The organism is Flavobacterium sp., from assembly GCF_046073885.1.
Taxonomy (GTDB): domain Bacteria; phylum Bacteroidota; class Bacteroidia; order Flavobacteriales; family Flavobacteriaceae; genus Flavobacterium.
This window is the reverse complement of the sequence record NZ_JBJTND010000057.1, coordinates 23,083-44,913: the sequence shown is the minus strand read 5'-3', so window position 1 is coordinate 44,913 and position 21,831 is coordinate 23,083. Positions and strand designations below refer to the sequence as shown.

The following is a 21,831-nucleotide window of genomic DNA, read 5'->3' as shown; positions in this document are numbered from 1 at the left end:
AGGTGGCTAAGTGCCGTTGAACCAGAGGGGTCAGTACTATGCGGGTACGGGCACGGTAACCGTTACTGGAACGAGACGGGACGAACTGCAGGGGGTTCATCGCAGTCCCAAGCCGATTGGAGCTAGAATCGGGGGTTTCACATTCATCAACTAAGTCTTTTACTCGTTGGTCCATTGCTTCAATTTCTGCATCGGTTGCATATCCTTTTTCTTTGATAATATCAAGAACTTGAGTAATTGGATCGATTTTTTTGTATTCTTCCACTTCTTCTTTTGTTCTATATAATTGTGCATCCGACATTGAGTGACCTCTATAACGGTAGGTTTTCATTTCTAAAAATGTTGGTCCGTCTCCGCGACGTGCTCTTTCAATAGCTTCCGTCATTGCTTCTGCAACCTTCACTGGATTCATTCCGTCTACTGGTCCGCAAGGCATTTCATAGCCTAAACCTAATTTCCAAATATCGGTATGATTAGCCGTTCTTTCTACAGAAGTTCCCATTGCATATCCATTGTTTTCACAAATAAATACTACAGGAAGTTTCCAGTTCATTGCCATATTGAATGCTTCGTGTAATGATCCTTGACGTGCTGCACCATCACCAAAATAGGTTAAAGTAACACCACCCGTGTTGAAATATTTATCAGCAAAAGCCATACCTGCTCCAACAGGAATTTGCGCTCCTACAATTCCGTGACCACCAAAAAAACCATGCTCTTTAGAAAAAATGTGCATTGATCCACCCATACCTTTAGAAGTACCGGTAACTTTTCCGTAAAGTTCTGCCATTACTTTTTTAGGATCTACTCCCATACCAATTGGCTGAACGTGATTACGATAGGCAGTAATCATTTTATCTTTTGATAAATCCATTGCATGAAGAGCACCAGCAAGAACTGCTTCTTGTCCGTTGTATAAATGTAAAAATCCTCTTACTTTTTGTTGAATGTATACAGCAGCTAATTTGTCTTCAAATTTTCTCCAAAACTGCATGTCTTCATACCATTTTAAATAAACTTCTTTAGTAATCTCTTTCATTTTTAATGAATTACGGATGTTATAGAATTAGTTTTTATAATATTTTGATGCAATAAATTGCATTTCACAAATTTACGAATTGCAAAAGTAAGATATTGTAAGTAGATGTAAAAATTAATAGCCTTGAAATTGACATAAATTTTATACAGTTTTGTCAAAAATATCAACTATATCGATATAGCTTACAAGGAAGTGCTGTTGAAGGATAAAGGCAATAAATTGTTTATGGAATTGGATTTATAAATTTCGCCTTTTTCCCCCATGAAATAGATTTCAATTGGAGTATCTTGTTTGAATTCATATTCTGCAATAGATTGCCTGCAGGCTCCGCAAGGTGGGATTGGTGACAAAGTAGGGTTGCTATCTGAAGCAGCTGTAATTGCAATGGTTACTATTTTGGCTTCGGGATATACGGCACCCGCCTGATAAATTGCCACTCTTTCGGCGCATAAACCCGATGGATAGGCTGCATTTTCTTGATTGGAACCCAATACAATTTTTCCATTATCTAAAAGTAGTGCGGCACCAACCCTAAAATGCGAATAAGGGGCATAGGCTTTTTTTCTAATTGCTACTGCCTCATTCATTAACGATTGAATGTCTTTGGGCAATTGTGAAAGGTTTTCAAATACTTTAAACGTGGTTGTAATATGTAATTCTTTCATAAGTTATGAGGAAAAAAAATCCAAATTTCAATGAAATTTGGATTGATATTAATTTGTTTGAACTATTAAAGATCGTCGTATTTTTCTCCAAAATTAAAAGTTAGTGAAAAACGAAGCGTGTTTTCAAGAGGGCTTTTAATATTGGAAGCATTGAATAAATAGGATACGTCTACTTTAACTACGTTGTATTTAAATCCCGCACCTAAAGTAAAGAATTTTCTAGCTCCTTTAACAGGGCTTTCATGAAAATACCCCATTCTGAATGCAAAAGAATCTTGATACATATACTCCGTACCAACCGAATAAGTAATTTCTTTCAACTCTTCAGACATACCACCTGGAGCGTCTCCAAAAGATTTAAACATTCCAGAAACCCAGTTTATTTTTTTGTATTCGGTATTGATAATTGCTTGATCGTTGGTGTTAATTACTCCATCGCCATTTACATCAGTTAATTCTTGTGGAGTAGGCACCATTAGTTTAGCAAATTCTACGTTTAAAGCCACTTTATTGTATTCATCTAAAATAAAGTCAAATCCTCCTCCTAACCGCAAGTTTGCAGGTAAATAATTTGAAGTTACATCGTTTTTATCTGGGTCGTAACTAATTTTAGGCCCCATGTTTTGGAAGTTGAAACCAAAACGGTATTTTGCATTAAAATCACTTAGCGCAAATTCTTCCGATTGAAAGAAACCAGCTACATCTACTGCAAAAGAAGTTCCGGCTACGGCATCATTGTTTACGTCAGCAATTTTTAAATTTGATCGAATGTATCTTCCGCCAACAGCCATACTAAAGTGATCGCTTAATTTTAACGAATACGATCCGTCTAAGGCCAATTCATTTGGTTTAACCACATTCGCAGGATCATCATAATTTTGTCTTAATTCGATTTCTCCTAAGCTAAAGTAACGTAAGCTTGTTGCAAACGCACTTCGTTCAGAGATACGATTGTAGTAATTTACCTGACCTAATGAAATGTCATTAACTAATTGTGTAAGGTAGGGTGTATAGCTAATTGAGAATCCTTGTTTGTTGGATGCAAATGCATATTTCGCTGGATTCCATTGTTGAGAATAGGCATCTGCAGAAGTGGCTACCCCTTGATCTGCCATACCTGCAGCTCTTGCATCTGAAGCCACTAATAAGAAAGGTACTCCTGTAGTAATTACTCGCTCTTGTGCATAAATATTAGGATTTGCTAAAAATACCAATAACACAACTAGGTTATTTTTATTAGAGCAAAATTTCTTAATAAAATTAATTCTTTGAAACATTGATTTCATTTTTTTTTGGTGTAATTAATTAACAAATATAGTATTTTCTTATAGGATTACAAGTTTTTCATATTTTTCAGCAACATTATTGGAAGAATTTGATTTTACGGTCAGTTTATAGATATAGACCCCTTTTCCTATTTTATCTCCAAAATCGTCTTTGCCATCCCAATTTATTTCTCTTGATAAAAAACCTTCTGTAGTGACTATTTGATTGATTGTTTTTACAATTTTTCCAGTAACCGTCATGATTTGAACTTGAACTTCTAACGGTTCGTAGGGTTTGTTATGGCTGAACCAAAATTGTGTGTAATTTACAAATGGGTTAGGATAATTTAAAACATTGGTTAAAGTTACCTCTTGACTATTGGTCACCACAAATTGAATTTCGCTAGATACATAGTTATTGTAAACATCCCAAGCTTTGAAAGTAAGGGTATGCAAACCTGCTGCTAAATTACGGAACGGAAAACGAATTTTACCTTTTGTGTAATTGTTGAGTTCGGTTTCATAATAGTCGTTAAAAATATAGGGTTTAGTTTCATCCCCATCTAAAATTCCTACAATATCGTGTCCAATTCCGCTTGCAGTATTTATTCCATGTTCGTCTTCTAAAAAAGCAAGTAAATAGGGAGATTCATTCGTGATTCCGCCATTTACAAAAGTTTCATCGTTCATGTATAAGCGCACCCGAGGTGGAGTGACATCGGCTACGGCATTGGTGTTAACACCCCCCACTTTAATGTTTAAATTATATCCTGTTTTGTCTTCCAATACTTGATTTTTCTTAGCATAAAAACTTACTCTTCCATTTCCAAGAGGGATTTTGATGTCTTTAGGAACTACGAAGCCAATTTCAAATAACCCATTAGAAACGGAAGCATTCCCTCTAAAAATTGTTTCTCCAAGGCTATTTAGAGAAATAGGAGGGCTAAATCCATCATTGTTTAATGTCATCTGGGTGTAATTCTTATCAAAAACATTAATTGCAACATCTCCGTTAAAATTTGATAATAAAATTCCGTTATCATCTTGCACCTCGCCCGATAGCTTTATATAACTTAGTGCTTTTAAATCATCAACAGGCTGTGAAACGGAAACATCATTTATTTTTGTTAAAACAATTTTTGGTTTTGGAATAGCTAAAATTAGTGCTGGATCTCCAATATAGGAAGTTACTCTCACTGCAGAGCCGTCGGCATTACTAAAACTTTTAGCTTGACGTAATGCTTCAGCTACAGAAACACTAGGGGTATTTCCAAAAGAATAAAGTATACCCGAAAGTGAGCTGTTAAAATCAAATGCGTAGCTAATTTCTCTTGTCGTTGATATTAATGAGATAGCGCCTCCTTTTGGATTCCAATAAGTGTATTCACCTGCTGTTGGTCGGAAAGGGTTGTCAAAACGAGTGAATTGACACGTAATTGTAATGAAAAGTGGATACCGGTATTGATTGTAAAAATTAGCCCCATCTAATTTGTCCCACAAACGCTCGCCTGTAAGTCCGTCTTCGCCACCATGCCCTAGAAAATTAAAAACTAAGGCTCCTTTTTCGAAATAATTATTTAAATCTTCTTTTGCTTTTGGATAGCGATCACCACCGGCAGATGTTTCTTGCTGATAGGAATCCAAAATAATTTTCTTAAAATTAATGAATGGCTTGTTGGAGTATATGGTATCGGTTAGTGAATTTTGGGCCGCTTGTAATACATTGTCACCGGTTTTGTCGGTATCGTCTGAAATGGCTACGTAATTATTCCTCCAACTTCCATAGGATTTAATGTCATAATATTCAATTACTTTATTTACCATTTCTTCTGCTTGTTGCGAAGAAGAAATTAGCATTCTTCCAACTGCAATATCAGGTGCGCCGTAATTAATATCAAGGTTTCCTTCGTTTGAATCCATTTCAACAAAATAATCATCTGAAGAAAATGAAGCGGCAGTTTCGTAATAGCTATTTACGGCATGATAGATAGGAACTACATTGGTGTTATTTCGAATACGATCCTTAAAATCAAAAGAAGCATCGCCAAAGAGGTTCACATATTTAACTCTATTCGAAGTACTGGAAGCATTTTGATACACATATTTAATGAAATTTCTAATGGCTCCAATGTCTTGTTTTCCGCCTCCAAATTCAGGGTAAATAAGCTCAAGATTCACAACCTTTACATTCAAACCTGAATAATTGCGATGAAAATTTGCTAATTTTTCTGCTTGTGCATTCAAGGAGCTTGGCGTAATGATTAGATAGTCAATATCTTGAAATACACCTTGATTGTTTTTAAAAACAGTACCTTTTAAGTCTTGATTAGCAACCGATGTGTTGGCGTCTTTGGACGGATTATACGTGTCTGATAAATCAAGAGCAATGTATTTTTTTGTTTGACCTAAATCTGCTTTAAACGAAAAATTACTTTGTCCGCTGTTGGTATAGGAACCTACATTATAGATGTCGGTAATATCCCAAACTTGAGCAATTCCGGTTGCATTTGAGAATTGATATTGAGCAATTCCGGTTAAGGAACTCGTTGCGTTATTTGTAAATCGGAATTGTTTGCCGTAGCCAACTAAATTGCTTTTTGCTTTTAAATTTATAAAATCCAAATATCCTTTAGAGGTAGGAACGCCATTATTATTGTAAGTTAATTTGATGCTGATGTTTGATGCAGCAGGAATTGTGGTGTTGGCAGGTAAACTGGCTTCAGCTGCTGCTTTACCAGAATTTAACGCAACATCAACCATATTCAAGGTTCCTAAATTTGACCCATTTGCAGTTGCAACAAAAGAAGTAGCAACAACCGAATTTGCTCCAGTATGAATTGATACATTAACGGGTGTTGTTGTATCGATATTTGGAAACGAAAAATCAAAAGTTTGTTCGTTTTTTGTGCTAAAATCTTCTCCAAACCAGGTTCTTCCAAGTCGGCCAATATTGGTTAAATCAACTTCATGAAATTGATAATCATCAAAAGTATTGAATGTTGTTGTTGCAGCTGCCGAAGGCTCTGTAATGGTGTTTATTCTTTTTCCGTTCGTGGCTCCAACGGTGATGTAATAATAGGATTTGTTGGCGTATAAATTAAGGTTGGTGTTGTTTTCTGCGCTCCAATTGTCCATTCCTTCGCCATAAAACAAGATATAATCTCCATCATTAAAATATCCATCAGACTCACCAACAACCTGAATTGCATTTTCTGCAAGGTCATTTGGGTAGGGAGTGTTGTTTGATAGGGGAGCCATTCTGCCTCCAAGTCCGTAGATTTGAATTTTTTGAGGGTCAATAGAATTAGTGTTAAAGCCTAAATCAGATAAAAAACTCTTGGTAATTTTATAGATTCCAGATTTTTGGACATAGATGCGTTTCCATATTCCTGTTGCCAAAACCGAATTGGTTATTGTGGTCGTTGCATTGTTTGAAATTTGTTTTGAATTCGCGGAAGCTTTGTCAAAATAATAAGTTAATGAAATTACTTTTTTATATCCGGTTTCATCTCTAATTATTGGTGAAAAGGAGAGGTAGCAATAATTTTGATCTCTTGAAATTATGGTTTTAATAGATGCATTAATGTTGTTTTTAATTTCAGATTTTGATAAATCACCCAATTCATTTTCGGAAATAGATTCATAGGAAATTGAAGAAATTTGAAGTGAATTTTCACTTACAAAGAAATCAACTGGAAATTTTTTTATAAAAAGTAGGGATCTGTTTTGAAAATTAAAATTGTAACTATCAGATGAGAATTGAGGAATGTTTAAGTGGGTTTCTTCAATGGAATATTCTGTTTTAGCGGTCCAATCTAAAGCGATTGTGCCACCTTTTTGAGCTTTTAAAAAGCAACTAAAAAGAATAAATACAGAAGTAAGGAAATATTTCATTTGGTAAAAAAACGAAAATACAAGGCAATTATTACAATTTGGTAAAATTAAAATTAAAAATTTGGTTATACAATAATAAAAGAGGTGTTGCGTTATTAAAATATGTTGAAAAATATTTTTTCTATTTTTTAAAAATGTTGTTGCAATATCAAGGTAAATTCTTATATTGCGGCTCGAAATTTATTACCTACTTAATATGAAAGTAAACAAATTTATGGCAATTAGATTGTTACTTGTTTTAGCGATAACGATTAGTATAACAAGTTGCAGTAAAAAATCAAGTTCTAATTCTGGTTCTAAATCAACTGGATGGAAGGTGAATGACAAAAAAGGTGGTTTTCAGTATGCTTCTAAATTCAAGAAACAAGAAACTGGGCCAGGTTTGGTGTTGGTAGAAGGAGGAACATTTACCATGGGTAAAGTTCAAGACGATCCTATGCACGATTGGAACAATACTGCCAATCAACAACACGTGATGTCTTTTTATATGGATGAAACGGAAGTTACCAACTTGATGTATATGGAATACTTAGATTGGATTAAGAGAGTATTTCCACCAGATCAAGATAACTATAAAAATATTTATGAAGGTGCATTGCCAGATACATTAGTTTGGAGAAACCGTTTAGGTTATAACGAAACAATGACCAACAACTATTTAAGACACCCTGCATATGCTGAGTATCCTGTAGTTGGTGTGAACTGGATTCAAGCATCTGAATTTAGCAAATGGAGAACAGACCGTGTAAATGAATCTGTTTTGGAAAGAGAAGGTTATTTGAAAAAAGATGCTAAAATTTTAGATGTAAAAGCAGACGCTACTTTTAATACAGATACTTATTTAGCTGCTCCATCTAAAACTTTTGGTGGTGATGATAAAGTAGTTCTTAAAGGTAGAAAAAATTCTAAAGCTGCTGGTAAAGGTGGAACTAAAGGTCCTGGTGGAACTATGAAACCTGCTACAAATGTTTATGCACAAAGAACTTCAGGAATTATTTTACCTGAATATAGATTACCTACAGAAGCAGAGTGGGAATATGCTGCGGCTGCTGATTTAGGACAAAGAGAATATAATTCTTACAAAGGTCAAAAGAAATATCCTTGGTCTGGAAGCTATACTCGTTCTAGAAAAAGACAAATTAAAGGTGACCAATTGGCCAACTTTAAACAAGGAAAAGGAGATTACGGTGGAATCGCTGGATGGTCTGATGATAATGCAGATATTACAAATAAAGTGAAATCGTATCCTCCAAATGATTTTGGATTGTATGACATGGCTGGAAACGTGGCAGAATGGGTTGCTGATGTATACCGTCCTATTGTAGATGATGAAGCAAACGACTTCAACTATTTTAGAGGTAATGAGTATACCAAAAATAAGTTAGGTACCGATGGTAAAGTTGAATTAGTAACAGCTGAAACTCAAAAGTTTAAAACATTGCCAAATGGTAGAGTAATGGCCATGGATTACGTTGGTCAAATTGCTCAGGTTCCTGTTGATCAAAAAGAGACTTATCTAAGACAAAACTTTGATAAAAGTTATGAAATAAATTATAGAGATGGTGATACACAATCTAGAAGAGATTTCATTAATTCTGGATCGGAACAAACTGCTGCAAATGGAAAAGAACAGCAAAAAATGTATGATTCACCAAATCGTAATGTAGATGTAGATAGTATTGGTAATTTTAATTACAATAATTATGATAAATCAAATACTAGAACTTCTTTAATTTCAGATGAAGCTAGAGTGTACAAAGGAGGATCATGGAGAGATAGAGCTTATTGGTTGGATCCAGCACAAAGAAGATATTTCCCACAAGACATGGCAACAGATTACATCGGATTTAGATGTGCAATGTCTAGAGTAGGTCCTAAATCAGATTTCAAAAAATCTGCTAGAAACAAAAAAAGATAATATTTATAATTAAATATAGCAAAAGCCCTTTTATTAGGGCTTTTTGTTTTTTGAAAAATATTTAAAATGATAATTAGCGAAATTCATAAACTATTTCTAAGCTGTTCTTCAATTGTTATTGATACTCGAAAAATAATTTCTAATTCTTTTTTTGTTGCATTAAAAGGGGAACGATTTGATGCCAATACTTTTGCAAAAGAAGCATTAGAAAAAGGTGCTGCTTATGTCTTAATTGATAACAAAGATTATTTTATTGATGAACGAACCATTTTGGTTGATAATTGCTTAATTGCCTTGCAAGAATTATCAAAATACCATCGTGTATATCTTAATATTCCAATTGTTGCATTAACAGGTAGTAATGGGAAAACAACAACCAAAGAGTTGATAAATGTTGTACTTTCTAAAAAGTACACTACCAAAGCTACTATTGGAAATTTAAATAATCATATTGGTGTTCCTTTAACCTTACTTTCTTTTAACTCTGCTACCCAAATTGGAATTGTAGAAATGGGTGCCAATCATCAAAAAGAAATTGAATTTTTATGTGAAATTGCACAGCCAGATTTTGGGTACATAACCAATTTCGGAAAAGCGCATTTAGAAGGTTTTGGTGGAGTAGAAGGCGTAATAAAAGGCAAAAGCGAAATGTATAATTATTTAAAAGCGAATAACAAAAAAGTATTTGTTAACCTTGATGATGCCATTCAAATTGATAAAACTAGCGCTATGGATTGTATTACCTTTGGTCAAAATTCTGATGCCGCTTCAATCAATATAGAGCATGTTATCGCCAATCCATTTGTTGAATTGCAATTTCATGGTTTAACAGTAAAATCGAATTTAATTGGGCTTTATAATGCCAATAATATAAGTGCAGCCATTGCTATTGGAAGTTATTTTTCTGTAGAGGATGTTGCAATAAAAGAAGCTATTGAAAGCTACATTCCAGAAAATAATAGGTCACAGTTGCTTACTAAGAACTCCAATGAAATACTATTAGATGCCTATAATGCCAATCCGAGTAGTATGCTCGTGGCGTTACAAAATTTTTTACAATTAGATAAAAGCAATAAAGTAATTATTATTGGAGACATGTTTGAGTTAGGGGAAGAAAGCCTAGCCGAGCACCAATCGATAATTAATTATTTAAAATCGAATGAATCGGTTGAATGTTATTTTATTGGGAATGATTTTTATTCTAATAAAATAGAACAATCTAATTTCAAATTTTATAAAGACTTTAATTCTTTTGCAGAATATTTACAAACAACTGAATTTTCTGACAGTACCTTATTAATAAAAGGTTCAAGGGGAATGGCTCTTGAGCGCGTGTTAGATTATATTTAATAAAAAAGCTCCACTATGTGGAGCTTTTTTATTAATTTCCAAGTTTAAAGTTAATTACTACAAATCCAATTTGAGTCTCTGGAGCATTTGTGTCAGGGAGCCATTTAAATGTTTTAGCAGTTTCAATTGCAGGAATTACAAGACATGGATCTGTATTAGTTGTGCCTTGAGCTCTTTCCGCTTTGAAAACATTTCCTTGCCGATTTACATATACCTTAACAACTACTATTCCGTATTCATTACATGTTTGTTGCTTTTGATTATTGCTAAAGAGTTTTCTTCCTTTTAAACCCCATCCACTTCCTTTTCCAGACTTAATTCCTTCACCATCTCCAGTTCCGTCACCATAAACACTATTGCCGTATTTGCCTTGACCTAATCCTTTTCCGTCATAATTTTTCGAATTTTCGTCACCATTTTTAGAGCCTTTATTTCCTTTAACATTATCATCTCCATCTCCACCTTTTTTATTTCCTTTTATAAGATTTGCTACTGCATCATCTACTTTTCTTTCTACAGGTTTTTTGACTTCAACCGGTTTTACTACTTCGGGTTTAACGAGTACTTTTGGGTTTTTTACAGGTTCGTTTTTCGGAATTACCACATCTGTTTTATCAGCATCCGTTTCTTCTGAAATGATATCTTCTTGTGGTGTTTCCTCTGCTTCAACAAGTTGGGTGTTGGTTTTTACATCCAGCTCCTTACTGTCAAAATTATCCCCAGAACCCAATTCACTATCACCAAAATTCACAGTAACACCACCGCCGCCGCCACCACCTGTCATGGCTAATAATTCTTCATCGGATGGAGGCCAGAAACTAATTAAGTAAAGGATGCAAAGTAGGATACAATAAAAAATAGTAGCCAATATCAGCGACTTTTTTTTATCTGATGCCGAAGAATTGAGCGTTTTCTTAATTGCTAGTGATGTTAACCCCATAATCCCTTTTTTTATTTAACGACGAAAGATACTAAAAATTGTGAATTTGTTTTTAATTATTCACCTGATTTAAAATTGTTACTCAACAGTATATATCCTATACAGCCCGATAATAATGAGGCAATTAAAATCATTATTTTAGAATTATTTATTATTTGTGTACTATCAAAAGCTAAAAGTGTTACAAATATTGACATAGTAAATCCAATTCCTCCAAGAAATCCAACCGCTAAGAGTTTGTTCCAATTTATATCTTTTGGTAAATGGGTTAATTTAAGTTTGATCGATAAATAAACAAACGACACGATTCCAATTGGTTTTCCTATAGTTAAACCAAATACAATTCCAAACGAATAAGGTTCATTAATAATATTCAACCAATTAGTATCTAAATGAATTGCAGTATTGCACAAAGCAAATAATGGTATGACAACAAAAGCTACCGGATAATGTAACCAACTTTGTAGCTTGTATGAAATAGAATTTGCTCTCCCATCTTCAAATGGAATTGCAAAAGCTAATAGTATACCTGTAATGGTAGCATGTACTCCAGAGTTTAACATAAAATACCACATTAATACGCCGCCTATAAGATATATAATTAGGTTGTTTATTTTTAATCGATTGAGAAGTAACAAAAAAACGAAAATAGCCAAAGAAATGGCCAGATTAATGAAGTAAATGGTTTTGGTATAAAATAGTGCAATCATTAAAATTGCACCTAAGTCATCAATAACTGCTAATGCGGTCAAAAATATTTTAAGTGATAAGGGAATTCGATTTCCTAGTAGGGATAAGATTCCAATAGCAAAGGCAATATCGGTTGCCATAGGAATCCCAAATCCCTTTTGATAAGTAGTGTTGCTGTTGAATAATAAATAAATAATTGCAGGAATAATCATTCCGCCAAGAGCGCCACTTAATGGAAGAATTGCTTCCTTAATTTTTGATAATTCTCCTTTGTAAATTTCCCTTTCTAATTCCAATCCGATTAATAAAAAGAAAACCGCCATTAATCCATCATTAATCCAATACTCTAAAGGATGATTTCCAATTTGAATGTGCCAAAGTGAGTTGTATTGAACTGAATAGTTGGAATTGGCAAGCAATAACGAAATAATGGTGCAAAGTAATAGCACCATGCCGCCAGCTTTTTCACTGTTAAAAAATGAAATAAATAGTTTTGTTCTTTTCATCTTTAATTTAGTTATAAATCACCCCACTGCTGTGATCGTTTTTCGCGCCAGTAACGCTACTCAATACATTGATTTCATTTCTTAATTTCAAAACACCAAGTAACGCAAAAATTAATGCTTCTTTAAATTCTAATGTTTTGCCATCCGGCACTACAATTTCAATATTTGGTAGATGAAAGTGCATCCGTTCCAACAAGAATTTATTGTAAGCACCACCACCTGTAATGAGCATTTTGCCTTCTTTTTTTGCTAAAGCTAAATAAGTTTGCCACGCAATGTGTTCGGTAAAAGTGTGCATTTTATCTTCTATTGCTATAGAATGGTTTTCAATTAAAGGCAATACAATTTCTTTCACAAATTCAAAACCTAATGATTTTGGAAAGGGTTTCGAATAATACTCTAATGCATTTAATTCATTCAATAAATCCAAATTCAGTTTTCCTTTTTGAGCAATTTTTCCTCCGTCATCGTATTCCAATCCCAATTGATTGGCATAAAAATTTAATACAGTATTTACAGGCGAAATATCAAAAGCATATCGGGTTCCGTTTTCCTCAAACGAAACATTGGAAAATCCACCTAAATTCAAACAAAAATCAAATTCTGAAAACAAAATTCGATCTCCAATAGGAACTAACGGTGCACCTTGGCCACCCAACTCCACATCTTGAGCCCTGAAATCACAAACAACTTTTTCATTCACAAAAGCACCAATTTTTGGCAAGTTGCCAATTTGTAGCGTAAAGCCATTTTGGGGTTGGTGTAAAATGGTATGCCCGTGGGAACAAACCGCATCAAGATCTATAATTTTGTTTTTATCAATAAACGATTTGATGATTTTACCTAATAAATCGGTGTAGTTTTCATTCAATTCTTTCAACTCCGAATCAGAATAATTTACCGCTTCTTTCAGTTTTTGAACCCATTCTGGAGTGTAGGAGATTGTTTCGCTTTTTAATATGGTAAAACTCCATTTGTTATTTTTTATTTGGAAATTTATCTCCGCCAAATCAACTCCATCAAGCGATGTGCCTGACATGACGCCAATAACATTATAGTTTTCTTTAATCATTTTTAAAATTGCGAAATCGTTTGAGAAATTAATAAAAATGTTCTATTTTTGATGTCTAAAATTAAGTAATTACTAAATAATATCCCTCAAAAATATGGATTTTAATCTTACCGAAGAACATTTAATGATTCAGCAAGCTGCTAAAGATTTTGCTCAAACCGAATTATTACCTGGAGTTATTGAAAGAGACGAACATTCTAAATTTCCTACCGAGCAAGTTAAAATGATGGGTGAACTTGGTTTTATGGGGATGATGGTTGATCCTAAATACGGCGGTGCTGGATTGGATAGTGTTTCTTATGTTTTGGCAATGACCGAAATTGCTAAAGTGGATGCTTCTGCAGCCGTAATTATGTCGGTTAACAACTCGCTTGTTTGCGCCGGAATGGAAAGATATTGCAACGAAGAGCAAAAAATGAAATACCTAGTTCCACTTGCAAAAGGGGAGGTGATTGGTGCTTTTTGCTTGAGTGAGCCAGAAGCCGGTAGCGATGCCACTTCTCAAAAAACAACTGCAATTGATAAAGGGGATTACTATTTGTTAAACGGAACCAAAAACTGGATTACAAACGGATCTACAGCATCAACTTATTTAGTAATTGCTCAAACCGATATTGAAAAAGGACATAAAGGAATCAATGCTTTCATCGTTGAAAAAGGTTGGGAAGGATTTGATATTGGACCGAAAGAGAAAAAAATGGGAATCCGTGGAAGTGACACCCACTCATTGATGTTTAATGATGTGAAGGTACCTAAAGTAAATCGAATTGGCGCAGACGGTTTCGGATTTGCATTCGCAATGAATGTTTTAAATGGTGGTAGAATTGGTATTGCTTCGCAAGCTTTAGGGATTGCAACAGGCGCCTACGAATTGGCATTGAAATATTCACATGAGAGAAAAGCATTTGGAAAAGAAATTTTTAACCACCAAGTAATTGCATTTAAATTGGCCGATATGTATGTAAAAGTTACTGCAGCCAAATTATTAGTAATGAAAGCGGCTTGCGAAAAAGATGAAGGCAAAGACATTGCACATTCTGGAGCTATGGCTAAATTATATGCTTCCGAAATCGCATTGGAAGTAGCAAATGAAGCAGTTCAAATTCATGGTGGAAACGGTTATGTTGCCGAATACCATGTAGAACGTATGATGCGTGATTCTAAAATCACCCAAATTTATGAAGGAACTTCTGAAATTCAGCGCATTGTAATTTCAAGAGGATTAGAATAATTAGATTTCAAATCAAATAATATACCCTTTCAGAATTTCGTTTTTGAAAGGGTATTTTTTATTATTTTAGCATTTGAAAAATAGCGTTATGAAAAATGTAATTATTACCGGAACTTCTAGAGGAATAGGATTGGAATTGGCGTTGCTATTTGCCTCGCAAGGTCATCAAGTGGCAGCAATTTCGCGTAAAGTCGCTCCTCAATTATTAGGAAATCCAAATATTACATGCCTTTCTGCTGATCTTTCTACTGAAAAAGGGATAAACGAAATCGCTGCTTTTATTTCATCTTCATGGAAAAAAGTAGATATTATTATTCATAATGCCGGAATGCTAGTAAACAAACCTTTCGTAGAAATCACACCTAGTGATTTTGAAAAAATATATCAAGTTAATGTTTTTGGCGTGGCACATTTAACACAAATCTGTATTCCGTATTTGAATTCAGGTAGTCATGTAGTTTCTATCAGTTCTATGGGAGGCATTCAAGGGAGTATGAAATTTCCTGGGTTAGCTGCTTATAGTTCTAGTAAAGGAGCTTTAATTACCCTTTCGGAATTATTGGCAGAAGAATATAAAGAGCAAGGAATTGCCTTTAATGTGTTGGCTCTTGGAGCGGTACAAACCGAAATGTTACAAGAAGCCTTTCCGGGTTATCAAGCGCCAACATCAGCCAAAGAAATGGCCGAATACATTACAAATTTTGCTTTGACGGGTAATAAATATTACAACGGCAAAGTGTTACAGGTTTCTTCTTCAACACCTTAATTTTGAGTGAAGTTTTAGCTAAATATTTGCCCGAACATGCTGTCGAACCTTGTTTTGAGTTAATCAAGGCAAATCGGGTACACCTCAAAATCGTTAATGAAAGGCAAACCCGCCACGGAGATTACAGAAAAGGACTTTCTGGAAAACATGAAATTACCGTAAATGCCAATTTAAATAAATACCGATTTTTAATTACGCTTATTCATGAAATTGCTCATTTAGTAGCTTTTGAAAAATTTGGAAGAAAAATTTTGCCTCATGGAGTAGAGTGGAAGATGACTTTTCAAAGACTAATGGTTCCCTTTATTCGCCCCGAAATTTTCCCGCATTCAGTATTGCCATTAGTTGCTAATCACTTTAAAAATCCAACGGCCAGTAGTGATACCGATGCTAAATTAGCATTCGCATTAAAGCAATTTGACGAAAGAAAACCTGATGTTTTCTTTGTTCACGAAGTGCCAAGTGGAAGTTTATTTAGAATTAAAAATGGAAGAATTTTTCAAAAAAAAGGACTTCGAACAAAACGATATGAATGTTTAGAAGTAAAAACAGGAAGGGTTTTTTTGTTTAATGCCAATGCAGAAGTAGAAATTATACCTGGATAATCTTATAAAGTAGTAGAAATATTCGAATCGCTAGATTTTAATAAATATATTTGTCACTTATTTAATACCTCAGAAACTAAGTAGCTTAGTACCTATAAAAATGAATAAAAATTATTATGCAATATTAATGGCTGGTGGTGTTGGGTCACGTTTTTGGCCTGTTAGCACTGAAGATTTTCCAAAACAATTTCATGATATGTTGGGTTCGGGAAGCACCTTGATTCAAAAGACTTTTAGTCGTTTGAGCAAATTAATTCCTGCTGAAAATATTTTAATTCTTACCAATGAGCGTTACAATGATTTGGTATTAGAACAATTACCAATGGTGAATCCAAGTCAAGTTTTACTTGAACCGGCTATGCGTAATACGGCTCCGTGTATTTTATATGCGTCTTTAAAGATTCAAAAAATGAATCCGAACGCCTTGATGGTAGTCGCTCCAAGTGATCACTGGATTGAAGATGAGGAGGAATTTACATCAAATTTGCAACAATGTTTTGACTTTTGTCAGAATCAAAATGCACTCATGACCTTAGGGATTCAACCTACTTTTCCAAACACGGGTTATGGTTATATTGAGTTTTCTAAAGCAGATACAAATCCAATAAAAAAAGTAGCGCAGTTTAGAGAAAAACCTGATTATGCCACTGCTAAATCCTTTTTTGATTCGGGTAATTTCTTATGGAATGGCGGAATTTTTATATGGAGTGCGCAAACTATTGTTGCTGCATTTGAGAAATTCCAACCCCAAATGAATGTCTTATTTCATAGCGGAATGGACAGCTATAATACTTCTGCCGAAAAACAATTTGTTGAGGATAATTATGCTAAAGCAGAAAACCTTTCAATAGATTATGCAGTTATGGAAAATGCTGATAATGTATATGTTTTACCTGCTACTTTTGATTGGAATGATCTTGGAACTTGGAGTTCCCTGCATGAAAAATTGGATAAAGATCAACAAAATAATGCGGTCGTAAATGCTACCGTTATTCTTGAAAATGCGTCTAACAATATAATACGAACCGACGGCAAAAAACTAATTGTGGTAGACGGCCTAGATGATTATATTATAGTAGATAAAGACAATGTGTTGTTGATTTATCCAAAAAGTAAAGAGCAGGATATCAAGCGAATTACAGCTTTGGCAACTAAGAAATAAGTAGTTATATTTCTTCTTTATTTTGAGCTTTTCTAATTTTTTTGAATAAATTCGAAGAGTAAACAAAATCTACAATTGCTTCATTATCTGTTTTGAAGATGTCTTTTTTGGTGCCTTCCCAAGCTAAAATTCCTTCTTTTAAAAACACAATTTTTTGACCAATTTCCATAACCGAATTCATGTCATGGGTATTAATCACCGTTGTAATATTGTATTCTTCGGTAATTTCTTGAATTAGGTTGTCAATTAATATAGCCGTTTTTGGATCTAACCCCGAATTTGGTTCGTCGCAAAAAAGATATTTAGGATTGTTTACAATAGCTCGAGCAATGGCAACCCTTTTTTGCATTCCCCCAGACAATTCAGAAGGTTTCTTAGCATGTGCATTGGTTAAATTTACCCTTTGAATTACAAAATCTACGCGTTCTTTAATTTCTGCAGGAGTTTTTTCGGTAAACATTTTTAGAGGAAATCCTACATTTTCTTCTACAGTCATACTGTCAAATAAGGCACTTCCTTGAAATACCATCCCGATTTCGGTACGTAAAGCCCTTTTTTCATCATCTGATAATTCAGAATATATTCTTCCGTCAAATGAAATTGTTCCCACTTCTGGAGTGTGTATTCCTAATAATGATTTTAATAAAACCGTTTTTCCAGACCCACTTTGTCCAATTATTAAATTGGTTTTTCCGGTTTCAAAAGTGGTGGTTATCCCTTTTAAAACTTTATTATCTCCGAATGATTTTTCTATATTTTTTATTTCTATCATTTTGTCAATAATAATTGGGTTAAAATATAGTTAACCACAATGATCACAACACTGGTCCATACAAATGAAACGGTGCTGGCTTTTCCAACTTCTAGTGCACCTCCTTTCATGTAATAACCATGAAAAGAAGGAATAGTGGAAAGGATCAATGCAAAAACAATGGTTTTTATAAAAGCGTAGGTAATATGAAAAGAAATAAAATTGGTTTGGAGACCGGTTATAAATTCGTTACTAGAAACAAATCCTCCATAAACTCCAGCAATCCATCCGCCAAGTATACCAAGAAACATGGCTATGCCAATTAAAAACGGATATAAAAGGGATGCAATTATTTTTGGGAAAACCAAATAATTTAACGAATTCACTCCCATTACTTCCAATGCATCAATTTGTTCAGTTACTCGCATAGTTCCAATGCTTGAAGTAATGAATGAGCCCATTTTTCCTGCCATAATAATCGAAATGAAAGTAGGGGCAAACTCAAGAATAATTGATTGTCTTGTTGCAAATCCAATCAATTGTTTAGGTATTAATGGATTGGTTAAATTTAATGCGGTTTGAATAGAAACTACACCACCCACAAAAAAGGATATAAACGCAACAATTCCTAATGATCCAATAATTAAGTCATCAATTTCCTTAAAAATCAATCCGCGCATTACAGACCACTTGGTAGGTTTGTTGAAGACTTCTTTAATCATTAAGAAGTATTTTCCAATTTGCGATAAATAGCGAAGAAGCATCATTTATTCTGATTCAATTAAATATTCTATTTATAAATAGAAAGTGTAAAAATACTATAATTTGTTGGAAATTTTGATTTAGTTATAAAGCAAATGATTGTTTTCTAAAACAATTTTTCTTTCATTTTTTTTAATCGGTATTTTCTAATGAATTGCGCTTGTTCTGAAGTAACTAACATTGGTTTATTACTTTTCTTTGCCATCCAAAAACCTTGAATGTAATCAAAAAACAACAACGGTTTTTTCTTCATTAACGCTAATTTTGCAGAAGCAATAGCCGTGATCAAAAATCCATAACCCAAAGTATAGAAAGCCTCTCCTTGCTTATAGCGAGCGGTTTTATTATAATTGGCTCCAGTAGGTTTTAAATGCTTTACTTTTAAACTTGCATCGGTAACTACTTTCCAATCATAATATTTACAAAGCAATTCGTCTACGGTATCCCAACCCATTGCAGGTTTGAGGCCTCCAATTTGCTTAAAAGTTTCTTTTCTATAGGCTTTGAAAGCTCCGCGAATATGGTCTTTGTCGGTTAGATTTTCAAGAATAAATTCGCCATTTTTTTCAATATAAGCAAATCCGCCAGCCATTCCAATTTTGACATCCAATTGAAAATGTGAAATTATGGTTTCAAAATAATTACTCGGAAAAATCAAATCGGCATCGGCTTTTACGATCAAATCATAATTTTCATCTAATGTTTCAAATCCTGTTTGAAAGGCCTGTATTACCTTGCTTCCGGGTAAATGAATGGCATCGGAAGTTTTATTTACCAATGAAATAAACGGATATTTTGAAGCAAAATCGGATACAATTGCTGCAGTAGCATCGGTTGAATTATCGTTTACAACTACAACTTTAGTAGGTAAAACGGTTTGTTCTACCAACGATTGTAAAGTAAGTCCAATAAATTCTTCTTCGTTATGGGAAGGAATTACAATATAGAAGTTCATTTATTTTACTTTTTCTGCGTAAACAATGTAATAACGGGGCGTGAAATAACGAAGTAATGGTCGGAATCCGAACTTTTTCACAGGATGCGTAAATTTTTCTCTTGCAGTAATTTTCCAACCTGTTTTTTCTAAAAGCCAATCCAATTGCCAATCTTCAAATTCATGATAGTGGCGATCCCACATATCGGTTTTACTTCTGTATGCAGGCGAAAACCACAATCTTAAAGGAATTGAAATTAACAATTTATCACATTTTACATTTTGCAAAATGGTATATGGGTTCAATAAATGTTCGAATATTTCAAATGCCGTAAAAACTGAATACTCTTGATTTTGCAAGGCAGTTACATCATTATCTAAATCTTCTCCGGTCGTGTTTTTTACAGTATATCCATTTTCTTCCATTATTTTAGAAAAAGGATTGGGTACACCCAAATCAAAAATAGTTTCGGAAGTTGTTACATGTTTTTGTAAAAATTCTAAAGTATGCTTGAAGCGTTTATTAGGATAGGTTTTTTCGTACATTATTTGTTTGTTTCAGTTTACTATTCCAAATTGAAATGGTTGGTAAATTTAGTAATTTAACCTGAAACTTTGGAATTATTACGGTAAACAAAATTAAGTTTTTGAATTACATTTTGTATGTAATCGCATTGATATTCATTCCAGATCCTACTGAAGCAAACAAGATCACATCTCCCTTGTTGAGGCTATGGTCTTTAATTTTTCCTTTTATCAATAAATCAAATAAGGTTGGCACGGTTGCAACACTAGAGTTTCCTAATTCGTGGATGCTCATCGGCATGATTCCCTCCGGCATTTTTTGATCGTACAATTTGTAAAACCTTTGAATAATTGCCTCATCCATTTTTTCATTGGCTTGGTGAATCAAGATTTTTTTCAATTGACTGATCTCAACGCCACTTTTATCCAAACATTCTTTCATCGCTTTTGGAACATTAGAAAGCGCAAATTCATAAATCTTTCTTCCATGCATTTTTATATAGCGCACATTTGGATCATGATCTTTATTAAACGATTTTCCAAAAAATAAAAAATGTGCTTCATCATAAGTGTAGGTTGCAGTTTCATGCGCTAGTATTCCACCTTCATCCTCTGTAGCTTCAATAATTGTTGCTCCTGCACCATCGGCATAAATCATAGAATCTCTATCGTGTGGATCTACAACTCGCGATAGTGTTTCGGCACCTATCACCAAACATTTTTTGGCCATGCCGGCTTTAATATAAGCTTGCGCTTGAATTACACCTTCAACCCAGCCTGGGCATCCAAAAAGCATGTCATAGGCGATGCATTTTGGGTTTTGGATTCTTAGTTTGTGTTTTACTCTACTAGCTAAGCTCGGAAGCATATCCGACTGAATAGCACCTTTGTTTACATCGCCAAAGTTGTGTGCAAAAATGATATAATCTAAAGTTTCTGGATCAATTTTGGCATCAGCGATTGCTTTTTCAGCAGCAATTAATGCAATTTCAGAAGTTGTTAAATCATCTGCAGCATATTTTCGCTCTTGAATTCCCGTAATTCCGTAAAATTTTTCTGTGATGATATCATTGGTTAATCCAAAATTACTTCCGTCTTCATTTAAGAAAACATGATTTGAAAAATCTTTATTTTTTACTGTTACGGTAGGAATATAACTTCCAGATCCAGTGATTTTTATATTCATTTTTTAAATATTATAATAACGAATTTATTAATAATAAATCAAACTTTTCAATAGAAATTCAAAAACAATGAATTATTGTTAATTGTTTAAATAATTGATTGATTAATTAATAATATTACATTTTTCCGTCTTTTTCTTTTGCAATTTTTATTTGCATGATAGTCGATAAATTGTGCGCTTGATTTTTCATTCGCTCGCAATTGATGCCTTGATAATTTTCGTCAATTGCATTTTCAAAATGATGCAACCATATTTCAAATAACTCTTTTGATAAATAGGATTTGGCATTGACATCCAAATGTATTTGAGTCAGGTTGTTAAAATAGCCTCCAGTACCTAAAATAGATTGCGACCAAAAACTGACCAGTATAGGCAAATGCTCTTCTAATTTCACTTTTACCACATCGGTAAAAATATAACTAATGGCTTCATCGGCTAATAGTTTTTGGTAAAACTCATCTACAACTTTATATAAATCGTCTTGGTTTTGAATGTCATTCATTTGAAATAATTATTTAAACAAATTTACTTAATTTAGGTAGTGATAATCTTGATTTATATCATATTTAA

19 protein-coding genes are annotated in these 21,831 nt (G+C 33.8%); 6 read left to right on the top strand and 13 right to left on the bottom strand.

Translation table 11 applies throughout. From position 1 onward, the window contains the following. From pdhA to porU, 4 genes are all read right to left on the bottom strand, one after another. Positions 1-1,039, bottom strand: a 1,039-nt coding sequence (gene pdhA, locus ACKOWY_RS07975) for a pyruvate dehydrogenase (acetyl-transferring) E1 component subunit alpha (RefSeq protein ID WP_408940910.1), incomplete at its 3' end; no start/stop codon positions are given. A gap of 182 nt (positions 1,040-1,221) precedes the next feature. Next, a complete protein-coding gene (gene cdd, locus ACKOWY_RS07970; protein WP_408940909.1) occupies positions 1,222-1,704 on the bottom strand; it encodes a cytidine deaminase in 483 nt (160 codons plus the stop codon). A 65-nt stretch (positions 1,705-1,769) separates the two neighbouring features. Next, entirely contained in the window at positions 1,770-2,981 is a 1,212-nt protein-coding gene (gene porV / locus ACKOWY_RS07965) for a type IX secretion system outer membrane channel protein PorV (RefSeq protein WP_408940908.1), read from the bottom strand. A gap of 48 nt (positions 2,982-3,029) precedes the next feature. Next, entirely contained in the window at positions 3,030-6,863 is a 3,834-nt protein-coding gene (gene porU, locus ACKOWY_RS07960; protein WP_408940907.1) for a type IX secretion system sortase PorU, read from the bottom strand. Positions 6,864-7,059: 196 nt separating this feature from the next. Between porU and gldJ the strand changes: the two genes are divergently transcribed. Both gldJ and murF read left to right on the top strand, forming a co-directional pair. Further along, positions 7,060-8,781, top strand: a complete 1,722-nt coding sequence (gldJ, locus tag ACKOWY_RS07955; protein ID WP_408940906.1) for a gliding motility lipoprotein GldJ — start codon at positions 7,060-7,062, stop codon at positions 8,779-8,781. Between the two features lie 66 nt (positions 8,782-8,847). Then, positions 8,848-10,131, top strand: coding sequence for a UDP-N-acetylmuramoyl-tripeptide--D-alanyl-D-alanine ligase (gene murF, locus ACKOWY_RS07950; protein WP_408940905.1), 1,284 nt, complete (start codon positions 8,848-8,850; stop codon positions 10,129-10,131). Between the two features lie 31 nt (positions 10,132-10,162). On the opposite strand, the gene ACKOWY_RS07945 is transcribed toward murF, so the two are convergent. From ACKOWY_RS07945 to ACKOWY_RS07935, 3 genes are read right to left on the bottom strand one after another with little or no spacing between them, the layout of a single operon-like run. After that, positions 10,163-11,071 carry an energy transducer TonB gene (locus ACKOWY_RS07945; protein ID WP_408940904.1) on the bottom strand — a complete coding sequence of 303 codons (909 nt, stop codon included), beginning with the start codon at positions 11,069-11,071 and terminating at the stop codon, positions 10,163-10,165. A 56-nt stretch (positions 11,072-11,127) separates the two neighbouring features. Beyond that, positions 11,128-12,267 carry a Na+/H+ antiporter NhaA gene (gene nhaA, locus ACKOWY_RS07940; protein WP_408940903.1) on the bottom strand — a complete coding sequence of 380 codons (1,140 nt, stop codon included), beginning with the start codon at positions 12,265-12,267 and terminating at the stop codon, positions 11,128-11,130. A 7-nt stretch (positions 12,268-12,274) separates the two neighbouring features. Then, on the bottom strand, positions 12,275-13,339 hold the full coding sequence (locus ACKOWY_RS07935; protein ID WP_408940902.1) for an anhydro-N-acetylmuramic acid kinase: 1,065 nt from the start codon (positions 13,337-13,339) through the stop codon (positions 12,275-12,277). Positions 13,340-13,433: 94 nt separating this feature from the next. On the opposite strand from ACKOWY_RS07935, the gene ACKOWY_RS07930 reads away from it, so the two are divergent. From ACKOWY_RS07930 to ACKOWY_RS07915, 4 genes are all read left to right on the top strand, one after another. Continuing rightward, positions 13,434-14,570, top strand: a complete 1,137-nt coding sequence (locus ACKOWY_RS07930) for an acyl-CoA dehydrogenase family protein (RefSeq protein WP_408940901.1) — start codon at positions 13,434-13,436, stop codon at positions 14,568-14,570. An 88-nt stretch (positions 14,571-14,658) separates the two neighbouring features. After that, positions 14,659-15,336: an SDR family NAD(P)-dependent oxidoreductase gene (locus ACKOWY_RS07925; protein ID WP_408940900.1), complete on the top strand. Its 678-nt coding sequence runs from the start codon at positions 14,659-14,661 to the stop codon at positions 15,334-15,336. A gap of 2 nt (positions 15,337-15,338) precedes the next feature. Further along, positions 15,339-15,941 carry a SprT-like domain-containing protein gene (locus ACKOWY_RS07920; RefSeq protein WP_408940899.1) on the top strand — a complete coding sequence of 201 codons (603 nt, stop codon included), beginning with the start codon at positions 15,339-15,341 and terminating at the stop codon, positions 15,939-15,941. Between the two features lie 100 nt (positions 15,942-16,041). Next, a complete protein-coding gene (locus ACKOWY_RS07915; protein ID WP_408940898.1) occupies positions 16,042-17,103 on the top strand; it encodes a mannose-1-phosphate guanylyltransferase in 1,062 nt (353 codons plus the stop codon). A gap of 4 nt (positions 17,104-17,107) precedes the next feature. Here the strand turns inward: ACKOWY_RS07915 and ACKOWY_RS07910 are convergent, their stop codons facing one another. From ACKOWY_RS07910 to ACKOWY_RS07885, 6 genes are all read right to left on the bottom strand, one after another. After that, complete coding sequence (locus ACKOWY_RS07910) at positions 17,108-17,875, bottom strand: ABC transporter ATP-binding protein (protein ID WP_408940897.1); 768 nt, start codon at positions 17,873-17,875, stop codon at positions 17,108-17,110. After that, a complete protein-coding gene (locus ACKOWY_RS07905) occupies positions 17,872-18,621 on the bottom strand; it encodes an MlaE family ABC transporter permease (protein WP_408940896.1) in 750 nt (249 codons plus the stop codon). The genes ACKOWY_RS07910 and ACKOWY_RS07905 overlap by 4 nt, the downstream gene beginning before the upstream one ends. 101 nt (positions 18,622-18,722) lie before the next feature. Beyond that, entirely contained in the window at positions 18,723-19,571 is an 849-nt protein-coding gene (locus ACKOWY_RS07900; RefSeq protein WP_408940895.1) for a glycosyltransferase, read from the bottom strand. Further along, the gene (locus ACKOWY_RS07895; RefSeq protein WP_408940894.1) at positions 19,572-20,096 is read right to left on the bottom strand and encodes a methyltransferase; all 525 of its coding nucleotides are present in this window, start codon (positions 20,094-20,096) and stop codon (positions 19,572-19,574) included. Positions 20,097-20,202: 106 nt separating this feature from the next. After that, entirely contained in the window at positions 20,203-21,261 is a 1,059-nt protein-coding gene (locus tag ACKOWY_RS07890; protein ID WP_408940893.1) for a 3-oxoacyl-ACP synthase III family protein, read from the bottom strand. A 115-nt stretch (positions 21,262-21,376) separates the two neighbouring features. Further along, a complete protein-coding gene (locus ACKOWY_RS07885) occupies positions 21,377-21,763 on the bottom strand; it encodes a group III truncated hemoglobin (protein WP_408940892.1) in 387 nt (128 codons plus the stop codon). Positions 21,764-21,831 lie beyond the last annotated feature (68 nt).

Excerpts from the sequence above, each read along its gene's own strand:
- ACKOWY_RS07935 (WP_408940902.1), bottom strand. The coding sequence starts at position 13,339 with ATGATTAAAGAAAACTATAATGTTATTGGCGTCATGTCAGGCACATCG.
- ACKOWY_RS07925 (WP_408940900.1), top strand. The coding sequence starts at position 14,659 with ATGAAAAATGTAATTATTACCGGAACTTCTAGAGGAATAGGATTGGAA.
- ACKOWY_RS07895 (WP_408940894.1), bottom strand. The coding sequence starts at position 20,096 with ATGTACGAAAAAACCTATCCTAATAAACGCTTCAAGCATACTTTAGAA.
- ACKOWY_RS07945 (WP_408940904.1), bottom strand. The coding sequence starts at position 11,071 with ATGGGGTTAACATCACTAGCAATTAAGAAAACGCTCAATTCTTCGGCA.
- ACKOWY_RS07885 (WP_408940892.1), bottom strand. The coding sequence starts at position 21,763 with ATGAATGACATTCAAAACCAAGACGATTTATATAAAGTTGTAGATGAG.
- ACKOWY_RS07905 (WP_408940896.1), bottom strand. The coding sequence starts at position 18,621 with ATGATGCTTCTTCGCTATTTATCGCAAATTGGAAAATACTTCTTAATG.
- nhaA (WP_408940903.1), bottom strand. The coding sequence starts at position 12,267 with ATGAAAAGAACAAAACTATTTATTTCATTTTTTAACAGTGAAAAAGCT.
- porV (WP_408940908.1), bottom strand. The coding sequence starts at position 2,981 with ATGTTTCAAAGAATTAATTTTATTAAGAAATTTTGCTCTAATAAAAAT.
- cdd (WP_408940909.1), bottom strand. The coding sequence starts at position 1,704 with ATGAAAGAATTACATATTACAACCACGTTTAAAGTATTTGAAAACCTT.
- ACKOWY_RS07890 (WP_408940893.1), bottom strand. The coding sequence starts at position 21,261 with ATGAATATAAAAATCACTGGATCTGGAAGTTATATTCCTACCGTAACA.
- ACKOWY_RS07930 (WP_408940901.1), top strand. The coding sequence starts at position 13,434 with ATGGATTTTAATCTTACCGAAGAACATTTAATGATTCAGCAAGCTGCT.
- murF (WP_408940905.1), top strand. The coding sequence starts at position 8,848 with ATGATAATTAGCGAAATTCATAAACTATTTCTAAGCTGTTCTTCAATT.
- ACKOWY_RS07915 (WP_408940898.1), top strand. The coding sequence starts at position 16,042 with ATGAATAAAAATTATTATGCAATATTAATGGCTGGTGGTGTTGGGTCA.
- porU (WP_408940907.1), bottom strand. The coding sequence starts at position 6,863 with ATGAAATATTTCCTTACTTCTGTATTTATTCTTTTTAGTTGCTTTTTA.
- gldJ (WP_408940906.1), top strand. The coding sequence starts at position 7,060 with ATGAAAGTAAACAAATTTATGGCAATTAGATTGTTACTTGTTTTAGCG.
- ACKOWY_RS07900 (WP_408940895.1), bottom strand. The coding sequence starts at position 19,571 with ATGAACTTCTATATTGTAATTCCTTCCCATAACGAAGAAGAATTTATT.
- ACKOWY_RS07910 (WP_408940897.1), bottom strand. The coding sequence starts at position 17,875 with ATGATAGAAATAAAAAATATAGAAAAATCATTCGGAGATAATAAAGTT.